The sequence below is a fragment of the Kitasatospora sp. P5_F3 genome, assembly GCF_054049135.1.
On the sequence record NZ_JBFUMY010000035.1, the window covers coordinates 34,904 to 50,989 of the forward strand.

Annotated in this window: 19 protein-coding genes and 2 pseudogenes; 9 read left to right on the plus strand and 12 right to left on the minus strand. The window is 71.5% G+C overall.

The features are described from left to right. Positions 1-21: 21 nt before the first annotated feature. Genes ACXJMZ_RS21770 through ACXJMZ_RS21780 form a run of 3 tightly spaced genes read right to left on the minus strand, consistent with a single transcriptional unit; the run spans position 22 to position 2,095 of the window. The gene (locus tag ACXJMZ_RS21770; protein WP_457031737.1) at positions 22-165 is read right to left on the minus strand and encodes a hypothetical protein; all 144 of its coding nucleotides are present in this window, start codon (positions 163-165) and stop codon (positions 22-24) included. Between the two features lie 32 nt (positions 166-197). Beyond that, positions 198-878, minus strand: coding sequence for a response regulator (locus ACXJMZ_RS21775; protein WP_457031738.1), 681 nt, complete (start codon positions 876-878; stop codon positions 198-200). Beyond that, a complete protein-coding gene (locus ACXJMZ_RS21780; RefSeq protein WP_457031739.1) occupies positions 875-2,095 on the minus strand; it encodes a sensor histidine kinase in 1,221 nt (406 codons plus the stop codon). The genes ACXJMZ_RS21775 and ACXJMZ_RS21780 overlap by 4 nt, the downstream gene beginning before the upstream one ends. A 105-nt stretch (positions 2,096-2,200) precedes the next feature. On the opposite strand from ACXJMZ_RS21780, the gene ACXJMZ_RS21785 reads away from it, so the two are divergent. The 3 genes from ACXJMZ_RS21785 (at position 2,201) to ACXJMZ_RS21795 (ending at position 3,834) form a co-directional block, all read left to right on the plus strand. Beyond that, positions 2,201-2,923 carry a hypothetical protein gene (locus ACXJMZ_RS21785; RefSeq protein WP_457031740.1) on the plus strand — a complete coding sequence of 241 codons (723 nt, stop codon included), beginning with the start codon at positions 2,201-2,203 and terminating at the stop codon, positions 2,921-2,923. After that, positions 2,920-3,258, plus strand: coding sequence for a winged helix-turn-helix domain-containing protein (locus ACXJMZ_RS21790; protein ID WP_457031741.1), 339 nt, complete (start codon positions 2,920-2,922; stop codon positions 3,256-3,258). The genes ACXJMZ_RS21785 and ACXJMZ_RS21790 overlap by 4 nt, the downstream gene beginning before the upstream one ends. A 72-nt stretch (positions 3,259-3,330) precedes the next feature. Beyond that, positions 3,331-3,834, plus strand: a complete 504-nt coding sequence (locus ACXJMZ_RS21795; RefSeq protein WP_457031742.1) for a GNAT family N-acetyltransferase — start codon at positions 3,331-3,333, stop codon at positions 3,832-3,834. A gap of 63 nt (positions 3,835-3,897) precedes the next feature. Here ACXJMZ_RS21795 and ACXJMZ_RS21800 read toward each other — a convergent pair whose 3' ends face one another. Genes ACXJMZ_RS21800 through ACXJMZ_RS21815 form a run of 4 tightly spaced genes read right to left on the minus strand, consistent with a single transcriptional unit; the run spans position 3,898 to position 6,080 of the window. Continuing rightward, a complete protein-coding gene (locus tag ACXJMZ_RS21800; RefSeq protein ID WP_457031743.1) occupies positions 3,898-4,272 on the minus strand; it encodes a hypothetical protein in 375 nt (124 codons plus the stop codon). Between the two features lie 50 nt (positions 4,273-4,322). Beyond that, on the minus strand, positions 4,323-4,775 hold the full coding sequence (locus ACXJMZ_RS21805; RefSeq protein ID WP_457031744.1) for a roadblock/LC7 domain-containing protein: 453 nt from the start codon (positions 4,773-4,775) through the stop codon (positions 4,323-4,325). A gap of 37 nt (positions 4,776-4,812) precedes the next feature. After that, positions 4,813-5,697 carry a hypothetical protein gene (locus ACXJMZ_RS21810; protein WP_457031745.1) on the minus strand — a complete coding sequence of 295 codons (885 nt, stop codon included), beginning with the start codon at positions 5,695-5,697 and terminating at the stop codon, positions 4,813-4,815. Continuing rightward, positions 5,697-6,080 (minus strand): hypothetical protein, encoded by a 384-nt coding sequence (locus ACXJMZ_RS21815; protein ID WP_457031746.1) that lies wholly within the window; start codon positions 6,078-6,080, stop codon positions 5,697-5,699. Before ACXJMZ_RS21815 ends, ACXJMZ_RS21810 begins: the two co-directional genes overlap by 1 nt. Positions 6,081-6,553: 473 nt before the next feature. Between ACXJMZ_RS21815 and tdh the strand changes: the two genes are divergently transcribed. Beyond that, positions 6,554-7,582, plus strand: coding sequence for an L-threonine 3-dehydrogenase (gene tdh / locus ACXJMZ_RS21820; protein ID WP_457031747.1), 1,029 nt, complete (start codon positions 6,554-6,556; stop codon positions 7,580-7,582). Between the two features lie 38 nt (positions 7,583-7,620). After that, complete coding sequence (locus tag ACXJMZ_RS21825) at positions 7,621-8,859, plus strand: glycine C-acetyltransferase (protein WP_457031748.1); 1,239 nt, start codon at positions 7,621-7,623, stop codon at positions 8,857-8,859. A 603-nt stretch (positions 8,860-9,462) separates the two neighbouring features. Here the strand turns inward: ACXJMZ_RS21825 and ACXJMZ_RS21830 are convergent. Further along, positions 9,463-9,831: pseudogene (locus ACXJMZ_RS21830) on the minus strand (WXG100-like domain-containing protein); the annotation flags it as partial. A 312-nt stretch (positions 9,832-10,143) separates the two neighbouring features. Here ACXJMZ_RS21830 and ACXJMZ_RS21835 point away from each other — a divergent pair. Both ACXJMZ_RS21835 and ACXJMZ_RS21840 read left to right on the plus strand, forming a co-directional pair. After that, positions 10,144-11,061, plus strand: a complete 918-nt coding sequence (locus ACXJMZ_RS21835) for a LysR family transcriptional regulator (RefSeq protein WP_057234624.1) — start codon at positions 10,144-10,146, stop codon at positions 11,059-11,061. 190 nt (positions 11,062-11,251) lie between these two features. Beyond that, positions 11,252-12,151, plus strand: a complete 900-nt coding sequence (locus tag ACXJMZ_RS21840; protein WP_457031798.1) for a Gfo/Idh/MocA family protein — start codon at positions 11,252-11,254, stop codon at positions 12,149-12,151. Here the strand turns inward: ACXJMZ_RS21840 and ACXJMZ_RS21845 are convergent. After that, complete coding sequence (locus ACXJMZ_RS21845) at positions 12,123-12,554, minus strand: PPOX class F420-dependent oxidoreductase (protein WP_457031749.1); 432 nt, start codon at positions 12,552-12,554, stop codon at positions 12,123-12,125. The genes ACXJMZ_RS21840 and ACXJMZ_RS21845 overlap by 29 nt on opposite strands. A gap of 94 nt (positions 12,555-12,648) precedes the next feature. Next, positions 12,649-13,380 (minus strand): type I methionyl aminopeptidase, encoded by a 732-nt coding sequence (gene map / locus ACXJMZ_RS21850; RefSeq protein WP_457031750.1) that lies wholly within the window; start codon positions 13,378-13,380, stop codon positions 12,649-12,651. A 20-nt stretch (positions 13,381-13,400) separates the two neighbouring features. Here map and ACXJMZ_RS21855 point away from each other — a divergent pair. After that, positions 13,401-13,817: pseudogene (locus tag ACXJMZ_RS21855) on the plus strand (MFS transporter); the annotation flags it as partial. A 158-nt stretch (positions 13,818-13,975) separates the two neighbouring features. On the opposite strand, the gene ACXJMZ_RS21860 reads toward ACXJMZ_RS21855, so the two are convergent. Further along, complete coding sequence (locus ACXJMZ_RS21860) at positions 13,976-14,389, minus strand: nuclear transport factor 2 family protein (RefSeq protein ID WP_457031751.1); 414 nt, start codon at positions 14,387-14,389, stop codon at positions 13,976-13,978. Positions 14,390-14,717: 328 nt separating this feature from the next. Here ACXJMZ_RS21860 and ACXJMZ_RS21865 point away from each other — a divergent pair, with 328 nt between their 5' ends. Continuing rightward, a complete protein-coding gene (locus ACXJMZ_RS21865; protein ID WP_457031752.1) occupies positions 14,718-15,131 on the plus strand; it encodes a hypothetical protein in 414 nt (137 codons plus the stop codon). A gap of 312 nt (positions 15,132-15,443) precedes the next feature. On the opposite strand, the gene ACXJMZ_RS21870 is transcribed toward ACXJMZ_RS21865, so the two are convergent. Beyond that, on the minus strand, positions 15,444-16,031 hold the full coding sequence (locus ACXJMZ_RS21870; protein WP_457031753.1) for a histidine phosphatase family protein: 588 nt from the start codon (positions 16,029-16,031) through the stop codon (positions 15,444-15,446). Positions 16,032-16,086: the final 55 nt, after the last annotated feature.

Below are 16,086 nucleotides of genomic sequence, written 5' to 3' on the forward strand. Positions count from 1 at the left end.
GGGCGGTGAGGGAGGGGGCGGTCAGGACCGGCACGTCGGCGCGGGCCCGGGCGGTGGGGAGAAGTGGGCCGTGGCGATGTTGGCGGCGACGTCCAGGGCGGTACAGGCGGCCTGACCGGCGGTCAGGGTGAGACCGGTGGACGGCAGGGCGTGAAGATCACTCATGGACGGCCAGAGTACCCACCCACGGGGGCACGTCAGCCGACGATCCCCGGCACCACCAGACCGGACTCGTACGCGATCACCACCGCATGGGTCCGGTTCTGCGCGCCGAGCTTGGTCAGTACGTTCCCGACGTGCGTCTTGACCGTCTCCTGGCTCACGGTGAGCGACTCCGCGATCTCCGGGTTGGACAGGCCGGTGGCCATCAGCCGCAGCACCTCCTCCTCACGCCCCGTCAGCGCCGCTCTCGGCAGGGCCTCGGCGGAACCCAGGGGCCGGGCGGAGACCATCCGGCGCAGCGCCGCCGGGAACAGGATCGCCTCGCCCGCCGCCGCCACCCGCACGGCCTCCGCGATCTGCCGGACCGGCAGCCGCTTGAGCACGAACCCGCTGGCCCCCGCGCTGAGCGCGGCGGTGACGTAGCCGTCGTTCTCGAAGGTGGTGATCATCACGACCTTCGGCGGTTCGCCCGGCTCGGCCAGCAGGTCCCGGGTGGCGTCGATCCCGTTGCGCCGCGGCATCCGTACGTCCATCAGGACCACCTCCGGCCGCAGCAGCCGGGCCTGTTCGACCGCCTCGACACCGTCGGCGGCCTCGCCGACCACCGTGATCCCCGGCTGGGCCGCGAGCAGCGTGCGCAGACCGCTGCGGGTCACCGCGTCGTCGTCCGCGATCAGGAGCGTGACGGGGGCGCCGGTCGGGTCGGAGCCGGTCATGCGGGCAGCCGTACCGGGAGCCGGACCGCCAGTCGCCAGAGCTGCGGCCCGTCCGGACCCGCCGTCAGCTCACCGTTCAGCAGCCGTACCCGTTCGGCCAGCCCGGGCAGGCCGTGCCCGGAGGTCGGGAACGCCCCCGGGCCCGCCCCCGCGCCGGTCCGGTTGACCACGGTGAGCTCAAGCCGGTCCGACGCGGCCGCCACCCGGACCTCGATCGGACCGCCCGCCCCGTGCCGCAACGCGTTCGTCAGACCCTCCTGGAGGATCCGGTACGCCGCCCGCGAGAGCGTCCCCTGCACCTGCGCCAACTCGCCCGACAGCTCGGGCTCCACCACCGCGCCCGCGTGCCGCAACCGGTCCAGCAGCTCCGGCAGGTCGGCCAGGGTCCGGGTCGGCGCCGTCCCCGCCTCCTCCTCGCGCAGCACGCCCAGCACGTAGTCCAGGTCCTCCAACGCGGCCCGGGTCGACTCCTCGATGCTGCGCAGGGCGGCCCGTGCTGCCACCGGGTCGGCGGAGAGCACCTCGCCCGCCACCGCGGCCTGGATGGTGGCCGCCGTCAGCGTGTGTCCGATCGAGTCGTGCAACTCGTGGGCCAGCCGGTTGCGTTCGGCCAGCTGCAGCTCCCGCTCCGCCGCCAGCGCGAGCCGCTCGGCCGAGGACGGGCCCAACAGCCTTGGCGCCAGCCACCGCAGAGCGTTCGTCACCAGCACACAGACCACCAGCGCCAGCAGTACGCAGCCGAGCGCCACCACCCAGCTCCAGCCGTCCGTCACCGAGGCCGACCAGCCGAACATGGTCACCCGCGCCTCGGTGCCGGTCCAGCCCGCCGGAACGGTCAGGCCCGCAAGCAGCAGCACGCCGCTCACCAGCGCCCCCGTCCACCCCAGTGCCACGTGCAGCACCAGCCAGAGCGGCGTCCGCCAACGATCGGCGCCGGACGGCCCGGTGGGGGCCTGAGGCAACGGCACCCCGAGCAGTCGACGGGCCGAGGCGACCAACGCCCGCCGGGTGGTGCGGGGCAGACCGAGCACACCGATCAGTGCCGCCCAGAGCAGCAGGCACAGTGCGGCCTGCACGCCGTACGGAGCGGTCGGCCAGGCCAGCGCCGGCAGCATGGCGAAGGGCAGCAGCGGCAGGCTCGCCAGCGCGCCGCAGTAGGCGAACAGCGCACCCGAATACGTGGAGCCGCGCAGCAGCGGCCGGATTCCCTTGATCATGATCGCAAGTATGGCCGGGCTGTTCACCGGCGACCTCCCCCGATCGGGGGAGCGTTCTCGCGTGAGTTGCTTGCCACAACTAGTTTGTGATGCAAAGCTGACTGCATGACAGACGCATCGGTGCCGTCGCAGGGCACCCCTCACGAAGTCCTCGCCGGCCTCGGCGATCTGACCCGCAGGGTCCGTGCCGCGCAGCGCGGTACCTGGTTCCCCCTCCTAATGCTGGGCGTGCTCACGCTCGGCGGAATCCTGGTCAGCCGCCTCACCTTCAAGGTCGTGACCGTTCCCTGCCCGGCGGGTGACGCCGCGACCGGCGGCTGCACCGTGGGCAGGCAGGGCTCGCCGGTCTACTGGCTGCTCGGACTCGCCCTCGCCTACGCGGCGACGGCGTTCTTCTACCTCCGCCGCTCCCGCAATCGCGGCGTCGGCACTCCGGTCCGGCCGTACGTCCTGACCGGGATCGCCCTGGTCGGGCTGGTGGCCGCCACCGGGTTCTGGAGCTTCCGGCATGGGATTCCCGGGCCCGGCGCCCCGGTCGACTTCTGGGGCGTACACCTCGATCCGGCCTCCGGGGTGACGAGGTTCCTCGAACGGCTCGCCGGGAACGCCACGGCAGTGGGACTGCCGCTGCTGGTGCTGTGCTGGGTGGAACGCAGCCGCGCGCTGCTGCTGCTCACCGTGGTGTACCTGGCCATCGAGCTGGTGCCGCTCGGCATCGGGTGGGCGGGATTCCCGGCCGGCACGCTCTGGTTCGACGGGGTGCTCCTGCTGCTCGGCGCCCTCGGCTTCCGCCTGGCCGAGCTGCGCGACCGGCGCGACGTCTCATGACCACCGAACCCGAGCAGCACCCCGTCAACGGACTGGACGACGTGGTCCACCAGCGCGTCCGCCTCGGCATCCTCACCGTCGCCCACCAGGCGCGCCGGGTCGAGTTCGGCTTCCTGCGCACGGCCCTAGGCCTGACCGCCGGAAACCTCAGCCAGCACCTGGCCGTTCTGGAGAAGGCCGGGCTGGTCCAGGTGGAGAAGGGCTACGAAGGCAAGCGCGCCCGCACCTGGCTCTCCCTCACCCCGGCCGGCGGCCGTGCCCTCCAGGATGAGGTCACCCAGCTCAAGCGCCTCATCCAGCAGATCGAACAAGGCAGTTCAGCCCCGGAGTCCTGATCCGGACAGCAGGCCGGCGGTGTGGCTCCGGGAGCGGCGTAGGCTGCTGGCACCCGCCGAACAGGAGAACGTGTGATCACCGCCGAGCCCGTCCGGACCAGCAGGCTGACGCTGCTTCCGCTCCAAGTGGAGCACGCCGAGGAGATGGCCGAGGTGCTGTCCGACCCGGGCCTGCACAGCTTCATCGGCGGTGAGCCGCTCGGCACCGAGGACCTGCGGGCGCGCTACCGGCGGATGACGGCGGGATCGCCCGATCCGGCGGTCGGCTGGCTCAACTGGGTGCTCCGGCTGGAGGATCAGGGCTGTCTGGTCGGTACGGTCCAGGCGACCGTCGTGGCCGGGGAGCGGGGGAGCGCCGCGGAGATCGCCTGGGTGCTCGGGACACCCTGGCAGGGGCGTGGCCTCGCCGTCGAGTCGGCCCGGGCGCTGGTCGGCTGGCTCGGGGAGCAGTCGGTGGGCACGGTGATCGCTCACGTCCATCCGGAGCACCTGGCCTCGGCGGCGGTCGCGGCAGCGGCCGGGCTGGTGGCCACCGACGAGTGGCAGGACGGCGAAGTCAGGTGGCGACTGCCCTGAGACCGGCGGGCCGGGCCCGACGGCTCCGGCCGCAGGGGGMGCCTGCGGCCGGAGCCGTCGGGATCAGACCTCCAACTCGGCTTCAATTCGCTTGAGTTGGTGCCGGGCCATCGCGAGGTTGGCCCGACCGCGGTCCAGGGCGAGGTAGAGGAAGAGACCCTTGCCCGAGCGTCCGGTGAGCGGGCGGATCAGGTGGTACTGGCTGTTCAGCGAGATCAGGATGTCCTCGATCGCCTCCTTCAGGTTGAGCAGCTCGATCGCCCGGACCTTGGCGCGGACCACGTCGGTGTTGCCCGCGGCGGCCACGTTCAGGTCGAGTTCGGCGCTGCCACCCAAAGTGCCCAGTGCCATACCGCTGTTGTAGTCGACCAGGGCGACGCCGATGGCGCCGTCGATCGAACTCATGACGTCCTTCAGGGCGGTCTCGGTGTTGGCCATGACGGTGGCTCCTATTCTGCGGTGAGGTTCGGGACGGGTGGGTAGAGAGGTCAGTCGCGGTCCTGGCGGGCCAGCACGGCGTCGGACAGTTCGGCGATCCGCCGCCCGGCCCGGCGGGCCTCCAGGTGCAGACGGCCGATGTTGGCGTCAGGACCGGCCAGCAGGGTGAGCACCACGAAACTGCCCGCCGCGTAGGTGGCGGTGTAGCCGAGTTCGCCCCGGGTGAGCAGCTCGCGGAACTCGCCCTGCCCGGTCGCCTCGGCCAGCCGGGCGCCGACCCCGAGTGCGGCGGCGGTGAGCGCCGCGACCCCGGACGGCTCCAGGCCCCGGGTGTCGTGGGCGACCACCAGGCCGTCGGTGGTGGCGACCAGACTGCCGGTCAGATGCGGGACTCTGGCCCGCAGCCCGTTCAGTTCGTCGAGCAGGCCGGGGCCGGCCAGTAGTTCGGGATCTATCAGGACGGGTGGCCGGCGGCCGGTGAACTGTCGCAAGGTGCGCTTCATGACTCGATCGGGCGGACGGTACGGACGGGTGGAACACTCACAGTCGGGCCTCCAGGCCGGCTCGGATCCTGAGCAGCAGGGCGACGTGCGGATCTGACGGGTCGTACGCCGGTGGGGCGGCGGATCCGGGCAGTACGGCGGATCTGGGTGGTGCAGTGGATCTGGGTGGTGCGGTGGCCACGCCCCCCGGCTCCACCAGCCCGCGGGCGGCCAGGTGCCGGATGTCCAGGACGGTGCCGTAGGCGGACCGGCCCAGCAGCAGGGCGATCTCGGCTGGCGTACGGTGCCCGTCGGCGGCCTCCAGCACGGCCTGCCGACGCCGGGTGCAGCCGCGCGGCACGGTGCCGGAGCGGCGGCGGACGGCGACCGCGTCCAACTGCGGTGAAGGCCAGACCCGGTCGAGCAGGGCCCGCCTGCGGCCGACCGCCACCCGCAGCTCTCGGACGCTCATCGGCCGGGCGAGCTTGAGCAGCGGCGCGCGGCCGGGCACGAAGCTCAGCTCGCCCACGTCCGCTTCGGGGCGGCTCAGCACGACGTACGCGGCGTCCAACACGGCGGTCAGCTGGCAGAGTTGGAGCTCGCCGAAGCTGACGTACCCGGCGCTGACCAGGTGCTCCGCCAGCGTGCGGCCGGTGCCGGGGCAGGCGGCCAGCTGGGCGGCCCACTGGGGGTGGGTCAGCCGGCCGCAGCCGGTGAGCAGGGCCCCGACGCCCGGTGCGGCCGGGCTGTCCGCGTCCACCACCGCGCCGTCGGCCAGGTGCAGGGCGCCGGCGCTGCCGTACAGGGTGCCGGTAGCCCGGCTGGCGGCGAGGTCGGCGAGTGCGGCCTCCGCGGGCCCGGCGGGGGAGCGGCCGGACCGACGCCGACGGGGGAGCCGGAGGGCGGGGGCGGGCGGGGGCGGTGCGGGCAGGGTGACGGTCATCAGTCGAGCACCAACTGCTCGGCGATGGCGGCCAGTCGGAGTCTGGCCATGGCCAGGTTGGCGCGCTCGCGGTCCAGCCGGAGGTAGAGGATCAGGCTGCTGTCGAAGTCGGTCTCCAGGAAGCGGACCAGGTGGTAGGCGGCGCCGGTGCTGAGGATCAGGTCCTCGGCGGGCGCGGTACCGGCGGCCGGGTCGTCGAACGAGGTGCTCTGGGTGACCGCCCGGGCCAGCTCGGTCGCGTCGGCGGCGCCGGCCTCGTGGTCGCCGCCGGGGCCCTCCCCGGCGGTGCCGAGCGCGAGGCCGCTGGTCCAGTCGACCAGGCTGGCCCCGAGGGCACCCGGTACGCCCATCGCCTCGGCGAGGCAGTCATCAATTCCCGGCACCGGTCCGCTTCCCTCCCGCCGTACCCGTGGCAGGGCACACGTGTGGCCACTCGCTCACAGGCGGTAACCTTTGCGGGACGTAACGCTAGCCCGGTCCATCCGATCGTGGGTCGGATTCAGTCATATTCCTCGGGCATATGCCCGAATCTGATAAGGGACAACCGGCGTTGCCCCCAAGAGAACTGACGGACCGTCGGTTGGTGGTGGCCGGGAAGCCCGGCGGTGGCCCGAGGCCGGCTCGGTGGCAGCACCGTGATACCGCCGTCCGGGTGGTCCCCGGCACGGCGGCGGGCCGGTGGCGGCGGGCTCGGGGACGATCGTGAAGCCGAGCTGTGGCGGCCGTTAAGAATTCCTCGATGGACCGCAGCCGCGCCCAGCAGGCAGATTGCACAGTGCCGCGCGGCCCCGGTCATGATCCGGGTCAGGCCGTCGGCAGCCCAGGACCGTCCCACCGTGCGTCAGGAGCCGTCGCCGTGAAGGCACTCGTCAAGCAGAAGGCCGAGCCGGGACTCTGGCTGATGGACGTCCCCAAGCCCGTGATCGGCCCGGCCGAGGTGCTGATCAAGGTGCTCCGGACCGGGATCTGCGGCACCGACCTGCATATCCGGAAGTGGGACGGCTGGGCGCAGCAGACGATCAAAACGCCGCTGACGCTCGGTCACGAGTTCGTCGGCGAGGTGGCCGAGATCGGCGCCGGGGTGACCGACGTCAACGTCGGTGACCTGGTCAGCGGTGAGGGCCACCTGGTCTGCGGCAAGTGCCGTAACTGTCTGGCCGGGCGCCGCCACCTGTGCCGCAACACCATCGGGCTGGGCGTCGGCCGGGACGGTGCGTTCGCCGAGTTCGTCGCGCTGCCCGCCTCCAACGTCTGGGTGCACCGGGTGCCGGTCGACCTGGACGTGGCCGCGATCTTCGACCCGTTCGGCAACGCGGTGCACACCGCGCTCTCCTTCCCGCTGGTCGGCGAGGACGTGCTGATCACCGGCGCGGGCCCGATCGGCATCATGGCCGCCGCCGTCGCCAAGCACGCCGGTGCCCGCAACGTGGTGATCACCGACGTCTCGCCGTACCGCCTCGACCTGGCCCGCGAGGTCGGCGTCACGCTCGCGCTGAACGTCGCGGAGGAGTCCATCGAGGACGGCCAGCGCAAGCTCGGCATGCGCGAGGGCTTCGACGTCGGCCTGGAGATGTCCGGCCGCCCCGAGGCGATGCAGTCGATGATCGCCAACATGACGCACGGCGGCAAGATCGCCATGCTCGGCCTGCCCGCCGAGCAGTTCCCGGTGGACTGGGCCTCGATCGTCACCTCGATGATCACCATCAAGGGCATCTACGGCCGGGAGATGTTCGAGACCTGGTACGCCATGTCGGTGCTGCTCGAGGGCGGCCTCGACCTGAGCCCGGTGATCACCGGCCGGTACGCCGCGGCAGACTTCGAGGCAGCCTTCGACGAGGCCGCCGCCGGCCGCTGCGGCAAGATCATCCTCGACTGGACCGTCTGATCCGCCGTCAGGTCTGACCCTCTCAGGTAGGAGCCCCTGTGTTCGACAACGTCCGCGACGACCTCGCCGCCACCCTGACCGAGATCCGTGAGGCCGGCCTGTTCAAGCCGGAGCGGGTGATCGGCAGCCCGCAGAACGCCTCGGTCACGGTGACCGGCGGCGGGCAGGGCGAGGTGCTGAACTTCTGCGCCAACAACTACCTCGGCCTGGCCGACCACCCCGCGGTGGTCGCCTCGGCCAAGGAGGCGCTGGACCGCTGGGGCTACGGCATGGCCTCGGTGCGTTTCATCTGCGGCACCCAGGACGTCCACAAGCAGCTGGAGGAGCGCCTCTCGGGCTTCCTCGGCCAGGAGGACACGATCCTGTACTCCTCCTGCTTCGACGCCAACGGCGGCGTCTTCGAGACGCTGCTGGACGAGCGCGACGCGGTCATCTCGGACGCGCTCAACCACGCCTCGATCATCGACGGCATCCGGCTCTGCAAGGCCCGCCGGCACCGCTACGCCAACCGCGACCTGGCCGACCTGGAGAAGCAGCTCCAGGACAGCCAGGACGCACGCCGCCGGCTCATCGTCACCGACGGCGTGTTCTCCATGGACGGCTACATCGCCCCGCTCCGGGAGATCTGTGACCTCGCCGACCGCTACGACGCGATGGTCATGGTCGACGACTCACATGCCGTCGGGTTCATCGGCAAGGGTGGGCGAGGTACGCCCGAGCTGCACGGGGTCATGGACCGCGTCGACATCATCACCGGGACCCTCGGCAAGGCGCTCGGTGGGGCCTCCGGGGGGTACGTCGCGGCGCGAGCCGAGATTGTTGCGCTTCTGCGCCAGCGCAGCCGACCGTACCTTTTCTCCAACTCCCTGGCCCCCGTGATTGCCGCGGCCTCCCTGACCGTGCTGGACCTGATTGAGCATTCCGGGGACCTGCGAGACCGGCTGGCCGCCAACACCGCGCTGTTCCGGGCCCGGATGACCGCCGCCGGCTTCGACATCCTTCCGGGCGAGCACCCCATTGCCCCCGTTATGGTTGGTGACGCGGCCCAGGCCGGTCGGCTGGCCGAACTGCTGCTGGCCCGCGGCGTTTACGTGATTGGGTTCTCCTTCCCCGTGGTTCCCCACGGGCAGGCTCGCATTCGGGTTCAGCTTTCCGCCGCTCATTCCACCGAGGACGTTGAGCGCGCTGTCGAAGCCTTCGAGTCCGCCCGTGCCGAGCTTGCCGCCGAGCTTTCCACCGAGCGCGCCACCGAGGCTTCCGCCGATCTTGGGGCGTAGCCCGTCGAAGGCCGCCAGGCCGGGGTCGCGGTGACCGCCGCCGGCCCCGGACTGACCGCCGGCTCCACCCGCCAGGGTGGGGCCGGTCGGGCCCTTGCCGAAGCTGGTGCCCAGCAGTGACATGCCGCCGTTCATCGCCTGGGTGTGGGTGTCCTCGTTCTCGGACAGGTTGCGGACCACCGTGTCCATCTTGTCGGCGGTGCCGCGGAACGAGTTGAGAATCCGGGTGAGCACGTCCATGCCGACGGTCTTGGCGACCTCCTCGGCGATGGCGATGGCGAGCTTGCCGAATGCGTCACCGGGCTTGCCGACGTCCAGGCTGTCGACCACCCCGCGGAACGAACTGCCCGCGCTGTCCACGTCGTCGGAGTGCCGCCGGATCTCCAGCGCGCACTGGGCCATCGCCGCCACGTCGACGCCGAAGCCCTTGCCGGCGCCGCCGCTCCCGGAGCCGCTGCCCATCACCTTGGCGACCACGGTGTCCGCCAGGTCGGCGATCGGCTTGGCCAGCTCGTGGGCGAGCCGGGAGACCGCCTCGTCCAGGATCTCGGACAGGATCACCTTGCCGGCCGCGATGATGGCGGGCGTGCTCAGGCCGAAGGTGGCCGATGAGGCCGCCAACTGGGCCTGGATGTTGATCAGTTGGATCAGAGCCTGGCCCTTGCACACCTGGATCACCAGGGCGGCGGCCTTGATCGCGGTGGAGGCGACACCCAGGACGTCCACCACGATGCTGGAGTACTTGGAGATCGTGCCCCAGAGCTCGGCCAGCTTGTCGGCGGACTCCCCGTGATAGACCTCACCCAGCTTGGCGAGTGCCTTGTCGGCCGCCATCTGGGTGGAGTCGATGGCCGAGGCCAGCTTGTCCAGCTGGTCGGCCAGCCTGGTCAGTTCGTCCTCGTTCGCCTGGGGCCAGTTCACCCCGAGGAGTTTCAGTACGAACGTCAATTCCGAAGGTAACTCGAGTGCCATTGCTGCTGCCCCCCAGCTGCTCGTGGTCGGCCCGTGATCGCAGAACGCGACGATACACACGGAACCCCGTTACCACTACCGGACCTTGACCTTGTGTGGAAGGCGTACCCCGTACGGACTGTGTGTCGTCGTTCGTAGCGTAGTAGTCGAGGCGGACAACGGAACGGGCCGTGGGCGTCCTGGTACAACTCCGTTACGGCGCGGGGCGTATGGCGAAGGGCGAATTTCGGCCAGCGCCGAGCGGTCGTGGCCGGAGCCCAACCGGGGCCGCCGGGTTTCTGACCTGGGACGGTGCGCTGGCAGAATGGGGGAGTGATCGACGCGAGACGGTTGCGGACCCTGCGGGCCGTGGCCGACCACCGGACGGTGACGGCCGCCGCCGCCGCGCTCTACCTGACACCCTCGGCCGTCTCCCAGCAGCTCGCCGCGCTGGAGCAGGAGACCGGCCACGAACTTCTCGCGCGGGAGGGGAGAGGGGTCCGGCTGACCGCGGCGGGGGAGATCCTGCTGCTGCACGCCGATCTGGTGCTGGCCCAGCTGGAGCGGGCCGAGGCCGACCTCGCCGCGTACCGCGAAGGCGTCGCGGGCGAGGTGAAGGTGGCGGCGTTCGCCACCGGGATCGCGCTGGTACTGGCCCCGGCGATCAGCGCGCTGGCCGAGACCGCCCCGGGTGTGCGGCTCCGGGTGCTGGACGCCGAAGGGGACGCCAGCCTGCCGATGGTGCTCGACGGCCGGGCGGATCTCGCGGTTGCGGTGGAGTACCGGGGTGCGCCCCGGGCCGACGACCAGCGGCTGACCCGGGTGGCGCTGTACGCCGAGCCGTTCGACGCGGTGCTGCCGCTCGGGCACCCGCTGGCGGCGGGCGTGGGGCCGATCGCGGTGGCCGAGCTGGCCACCGAGCCGTGGATCGGTCCCTACCCCGGCAACCCGTGCCACGACGTGGTGCTGCTGGCCTGCGAGTACGCCGGGTTCCAGCCACGGCTGGTGCACTCCTCGGACGACTTCCGCGCGGTGGTCGCGCTCGCCTCGGCCGGCGCGGGGGTCGCCCTGGTGCCGCGCTCGGCGCTGCGCGGGACCGACCTCGCGGCGGTGGCGGTCCGGCCGGTGGACAGCGCGCTGGCCACCCGGAAGGTGTTCGCGGCGATCCGGACCGGGGCGGAACGGCACCCGCTGATCCGTCCGGTGCTGGCCGCGCTGACCTCGGCGGCGGCACCGCTCGCGGTGGAGTGACGGTCGTACTGTCAAGTGGGCGTTCAGGGGCCTGTTCTGACTGATCGGTTGCCTGTTCTGACTGATCAGCACCCGTTCTGGCATATGCTGCTGAGCGTGGCCGGGCACCACGACGGCGTGGCGCCGCCGCTGGACGAACGGTTGGAGTACCCCGATGAGCGAGCACGCGCCGGACCCCGCGACCGAGCCGATCCCGGTCGGGGTGATCGGCCTCGGCGACATCGCACAGAAGGCGTACCTGCCGGTGCTCGCCGCGCTGCCCGGCCTGGACCTGCGGCTGATGACCCGGGACCGGGCCAAGCTCGACCGGATCGGCGACAGCTACCGGATCCCGCAGCGGTACACCGACCTCGGCGAACTGATCGACAGCGGTCTGCGAGCCGCCTTCGTGCACGCCGCCACCGACCAGCACGTGCCGATCGTCACCGCGCTGCTGGAGGCGGGCATCGACGTGTACGTCGACAAGCCGCTCGACTACCACCTGGACGGTGCCCGGGGGCTGGTCGAACTGGCCGAGCGTCAGAACCGGTCGCTGGTGGTCGGCTTCAACCGTCGGCACGCCCCCGGCTACCTGATGGCCAAGGAGCGGCCGCGCGACCTGATCGTGCTGCAGAAGAACCGCGAGGGCCTGCCGGAGGCCGCCCGGACCCTCGTTTTCGACGACTTCATCCACGTGGTGGACACCTTGCTGTTCCTGGCCCCCGGCGAGATCGACCACGTCGACGTCCGGTCCCGGGTCCGCGACGGCCTGGTCGAGCACGTGGTGCTGACCCTGGCGGGCGAGGGCTTCACCGCCCTCGGCATCATGAACCGCCTCTCCGGCTCCACCGAGGAGATTCTCGAGGTCTCCGGCGGCGAGTCCAAGCGGGCCGTGCACAACCTCGCCGAGGTGATCGACCACCGCGGCCAGCCCACCGTACGGCGCCGGGGCGACTGGGTGTCGGTGGCCCGGCAGCGCGGGATCGAGCAGCTGGTGGTCGGCTTCCTGGATGCCGTCCGGGCCGGCAAGGTGCTGTCGGGCCGGGACGCGCTGCGTACCCACGAGCTGTGCGAGCAGATCGTCAACGAGCTGGTGGCGCAGACGCGTTGACGTCCCGGGCGGTGTTGCCCCGGTGCGCGAGGTTCCAGCTGATGATGCGGTCCGGGTGAATCCGGATCACCTCGTCACTGAAGAACCCGGGCGCCCGGGGCGGCGCCACCCCCGTCAACAGCTCGGCGCGGCCCCGCAGTTCGACCCCACGCCCCCACCCGGGCGCCACCTGGTCGTCCACCGGGGCGAAGTCGTCCACCACGAACGACACCAGCGGATTCGCCTGCAGATTCCGGTACTTGCGACTCTCACTGAGCTTCGGCCCACCGATGTCGACCGTACCGTCCGGGTTGAGCCGGAACGAGACCGGCCGCACCTGCGGTCCCCCGTCCGGGCCCACCGTCGCCAGCCGCCCGAGCGACTGCCCCGCCAGGTACGCCCGCTCCTGCTCGGTCAGTGCCATCACCGTCTCCGTTCCGTCGCGTTCGTTCGACGGTAGAAGGTGAAGCCCACTTGAAGTCAAGGGTGGGCTGCGGGAGCGGGAGCGGGATTCGGGGTCAGGGCAGGGTGAGGATGAGGGGGCCGTCCTCGGTGATGGCGACGGTGTGTTCGATGTGGGCGGCGCGGCTGCCGTCGACGGTGCGCAGGGTCCACCCGTCGGGGTCGGTGCGGTAGTCGTTGCGTCCGCCGGCCATCAGCATGGGCTCGATGGCGAGCGTGAGGCCGTGGCGCAGAGGGAAACCGCGGCCGGGCCGACCGTGGTTGGGGACGTGGGGGTCCTCGTGCATCTGCCGCCCGATGCCGTGGCCGCCGAAGTCGGCGGGCATGCCGCAGTGGGCCTCGCGGGCGACGGTGCTGACGGCGTGGGAGATGTCGCCGATGCGGTGGCCGACGGTGGCTGCGGCGATGCCGGCGTCCAGGGCCTGCTGGGTGGCCGCGATGAGTTCGAGGTCGGCGGGGCGCGGGGTGCCGACAGTGAAGCTGATCGCGGCATCGCCGGTCCAGCCGTCGAGTTCGGCCCCGCAGTCGATGCTGACCAGGTCGCCGTCACGCAGCCGGTAGTCGGTGGGGATGCCGTGCACGACGGCGTCGTTGACGGAGGCGCAGATCACGGCGGGGAAGGGTATCGGGGCGAAGGAGGGCTGGTAGCCGAGGAACGGGGAGCGCGCTCCGGCCGTGGTCAGGACGGTGCGGGCGGCTTCGTCGAGCTCGCGCAGGCTGACTCCCACGGCTGCCGCTGCGCGGACGGCCGCGAGTGCGTCGGCCACGGTGCGGCCGGCTTCGCGCATCGTCGCCAGTTCCGCGTCGGTTCGAGCTCGACGGCCTCGATGCCGCCTCGTTCTCGATCTGGGACATCGTTCCCGGCGTGGCGGTGGCGGTGGCGGGTGTCGGCGCCGGCATGGTGATCGCCGCCCTGTTCAGCTTCATCCTGGCCGCGGTCGACGACGACGAGATCGGTTCCGCCTCCGGTGTCCTGTCGGCGGTTCAGGCACTCGGCGGTTCCATCGGCGTCGCGGTCTTCGGCTCGGTGTTCTTCGCCCAGGTCAAGACCGGTGACTTCACCGGCGGATTCCACCGCGCGCTGATCGTCCAGGCATGCCTGCTGGTGGTCTTCCTCGCGATCACCTTCCTGCTGCCCAAGAAGAGCCGCCCCGACGACGAGCAGCACGGCATCGCCACCGAGCCCGTCACCGGCTCCGACGCGAAGCAGCACCTCACCGTGTGAAACACAGCTGGGGAGAGCGCCCGCGGAAGCGGTCTCCCCAGCACCGACGTGGGCCGGCCGGGCAACCTGACCCGACTGCACGCCACGGGAAGAGCCCGGGCGAAGGCCGCTGTCGGATTACGGGACAGCCATCAGGAGGCGGCAGGTCACCCCCGAAATCAGGCCAGCAGCTCGGGCGCGAAGTAGTCCCGGAGCCGAGCGATCTTCCCCTCGCGGATGCGGAAGATCTGGACCAGCGAGACAGTCGTGTCGTCCTGGCCGTCGTCCCCGTCGAAGACCGTGTCGATCTCGGCGATGAACACGTCGGGGTCGGCGGTGGTGTGCAGCACGTATCCGGTCTTCGCAAGGTTCGGGGAGGGGCCGTCCTTCGGCTGCCGCCCGTAGTACGCCGCCATCGCGCTGCGGATCTCCTCCCGGCCCACCAAGCGCCGGGGGAAGGCAGCGTCGGCAGACATGAGCGGGGCCTCGAACACACCGTCCTCGGTGAAGCTCTCGGCCAGCGCATCGGCATTCCGGGTCAGAGAGTCGGCGTAGACGTAGCTCTCGAAGATCTCCTGCGGCGTACGGGACACGGCGGCCTCCTCGGACTCGGACACAGGGGTCCACATAATCACGGCGCCCCGCCGGGGACGGCGATTTACGTGAATGCCCCTCGCCGCCGGATCGGCCGGCTTCCAGTCACCAAGGCCGGCCGGAGGTCGGCGCGATGGCCGGACGCGCGGATTCGCTCCGGCTTCGGCGGTGCTGACGAATGGTCAGACGGTGGCCCCAGTCGGGAGCTACTTGCAGGCGAACCTTTCGGGTGGGCGTCAACGCCGAACCGCACCACCCGCGAAGCCTCGGCGAGGTGCGATCGCCGGTGAGAGTGTCCTGCGGATCGGGCCGCGTACCCTCGGCTCCGTGCCTCGTCATCCGAAGAAGGCCCGCCGGTTGGTCGCTGACGGGCGTACGTACCTCTGGACGCTCCGTCACAGCCACCACGCGCCGGACGGCGGTCGGCCAACCGACTGTCGCGAGACCCTCACGTTGTTTCCGCAGCCGGACGGCGCCGGAGGTTCGCTGCGCATCGTCTTCGCCGAGAGCCCGGGCCGGTACGTCCCGGGCGGGTTTCCCGTGGGTTCCGGGGACGTGGGGTACGTCCAGGGCAGCTCGCTGAACCTGCACGAACCGGGTGTCGTGCGGGCGTTGCTCGACGCGGCGTCGGCCGGTGGGTGGCAGCCGGGGGAGCGGCGGGCGGTGGAACTCGACGGCTGGCCCCTGCTGGAGTCGGCGGTTGCCGCGCGCACCGGGGGTGCCGCCCTGCGCAGTCCGTGAGGGGCAGTTCGTTTCGTTGATCCATGAGCTGGTTCCGACGCCACGTCAGACGTCAGTACGACCAGTCACCTTGCCGAGCCGGGCAGCCGGCGTCCGGAGCGGCCCGGGCTTCGGCCGACTGTCTCGGTCGGCGAGCGGATCGCCGATGACCCGCCACATGTGCTGGAACAAGTCGGCGTGCGCGTCGACCCGCTGACCCCGACCGACCACGCCGAAGCCCTGCTTCCCGGTGGAGCAGGCCCGCCAGAAGACGCCGAAGCCGGACGGATCGTCAGTGGCCGCTCGTGAACGGCACTGCCAGGTCACCCGCCGCTACGGCACGTTCCAGGCGGAGATGACGGGCTGCCCGTCCTCGGTGGCCAGGAAGCTGAGGGTGCCGGGGTGCGGGTGCCCGAGCAGTCGGCCGGCGGAGGCGTCGAGGCCGAGCCAGCGCACGGTGAGCAGGCGCGCCAGATGGCCGTGGGCGACGATGGCGACATCGCCCTCGTCGAGCAGTGGCCGGACCCGGCTCAGCACCGCGTCCGTGCGCGCGGCCACCTGCTGGAGCTCCTCGCCGGGATGGGCCGCATCGCCGGGAACGACGCCGTCCCGCCACAGGTCCCAGCCCGGCCTCGTCTCCTGGATCTGAGCTGCGGTCAGGCCCTCGTAGCCGCCGTAGTCCCATTCCAGCAGGTCTGGATCGGGCCTGACGCCGGTCAGGCCGGCCAGTTCGGCGGTCCGCGTGGCTCGGCTCAGCGGACTGCTGAACACGGCGACCAGTTTGCGCCGAGCCAGCCTGGGGGCGAGCGCCGTGGCGGCGGCCTCACCCGCGTCGGTGAGCGGAACGTCAGTTCGCCCCGCGTGCTGGCCCGAGAGGCTCCACTCGGTCTGGCCGTGCCTGATCACTATGAGTTCACCCATGTCGCGGACGATATCCGACATCATGCGGGCCGCCGGAGAGAACGACATCGCCGCG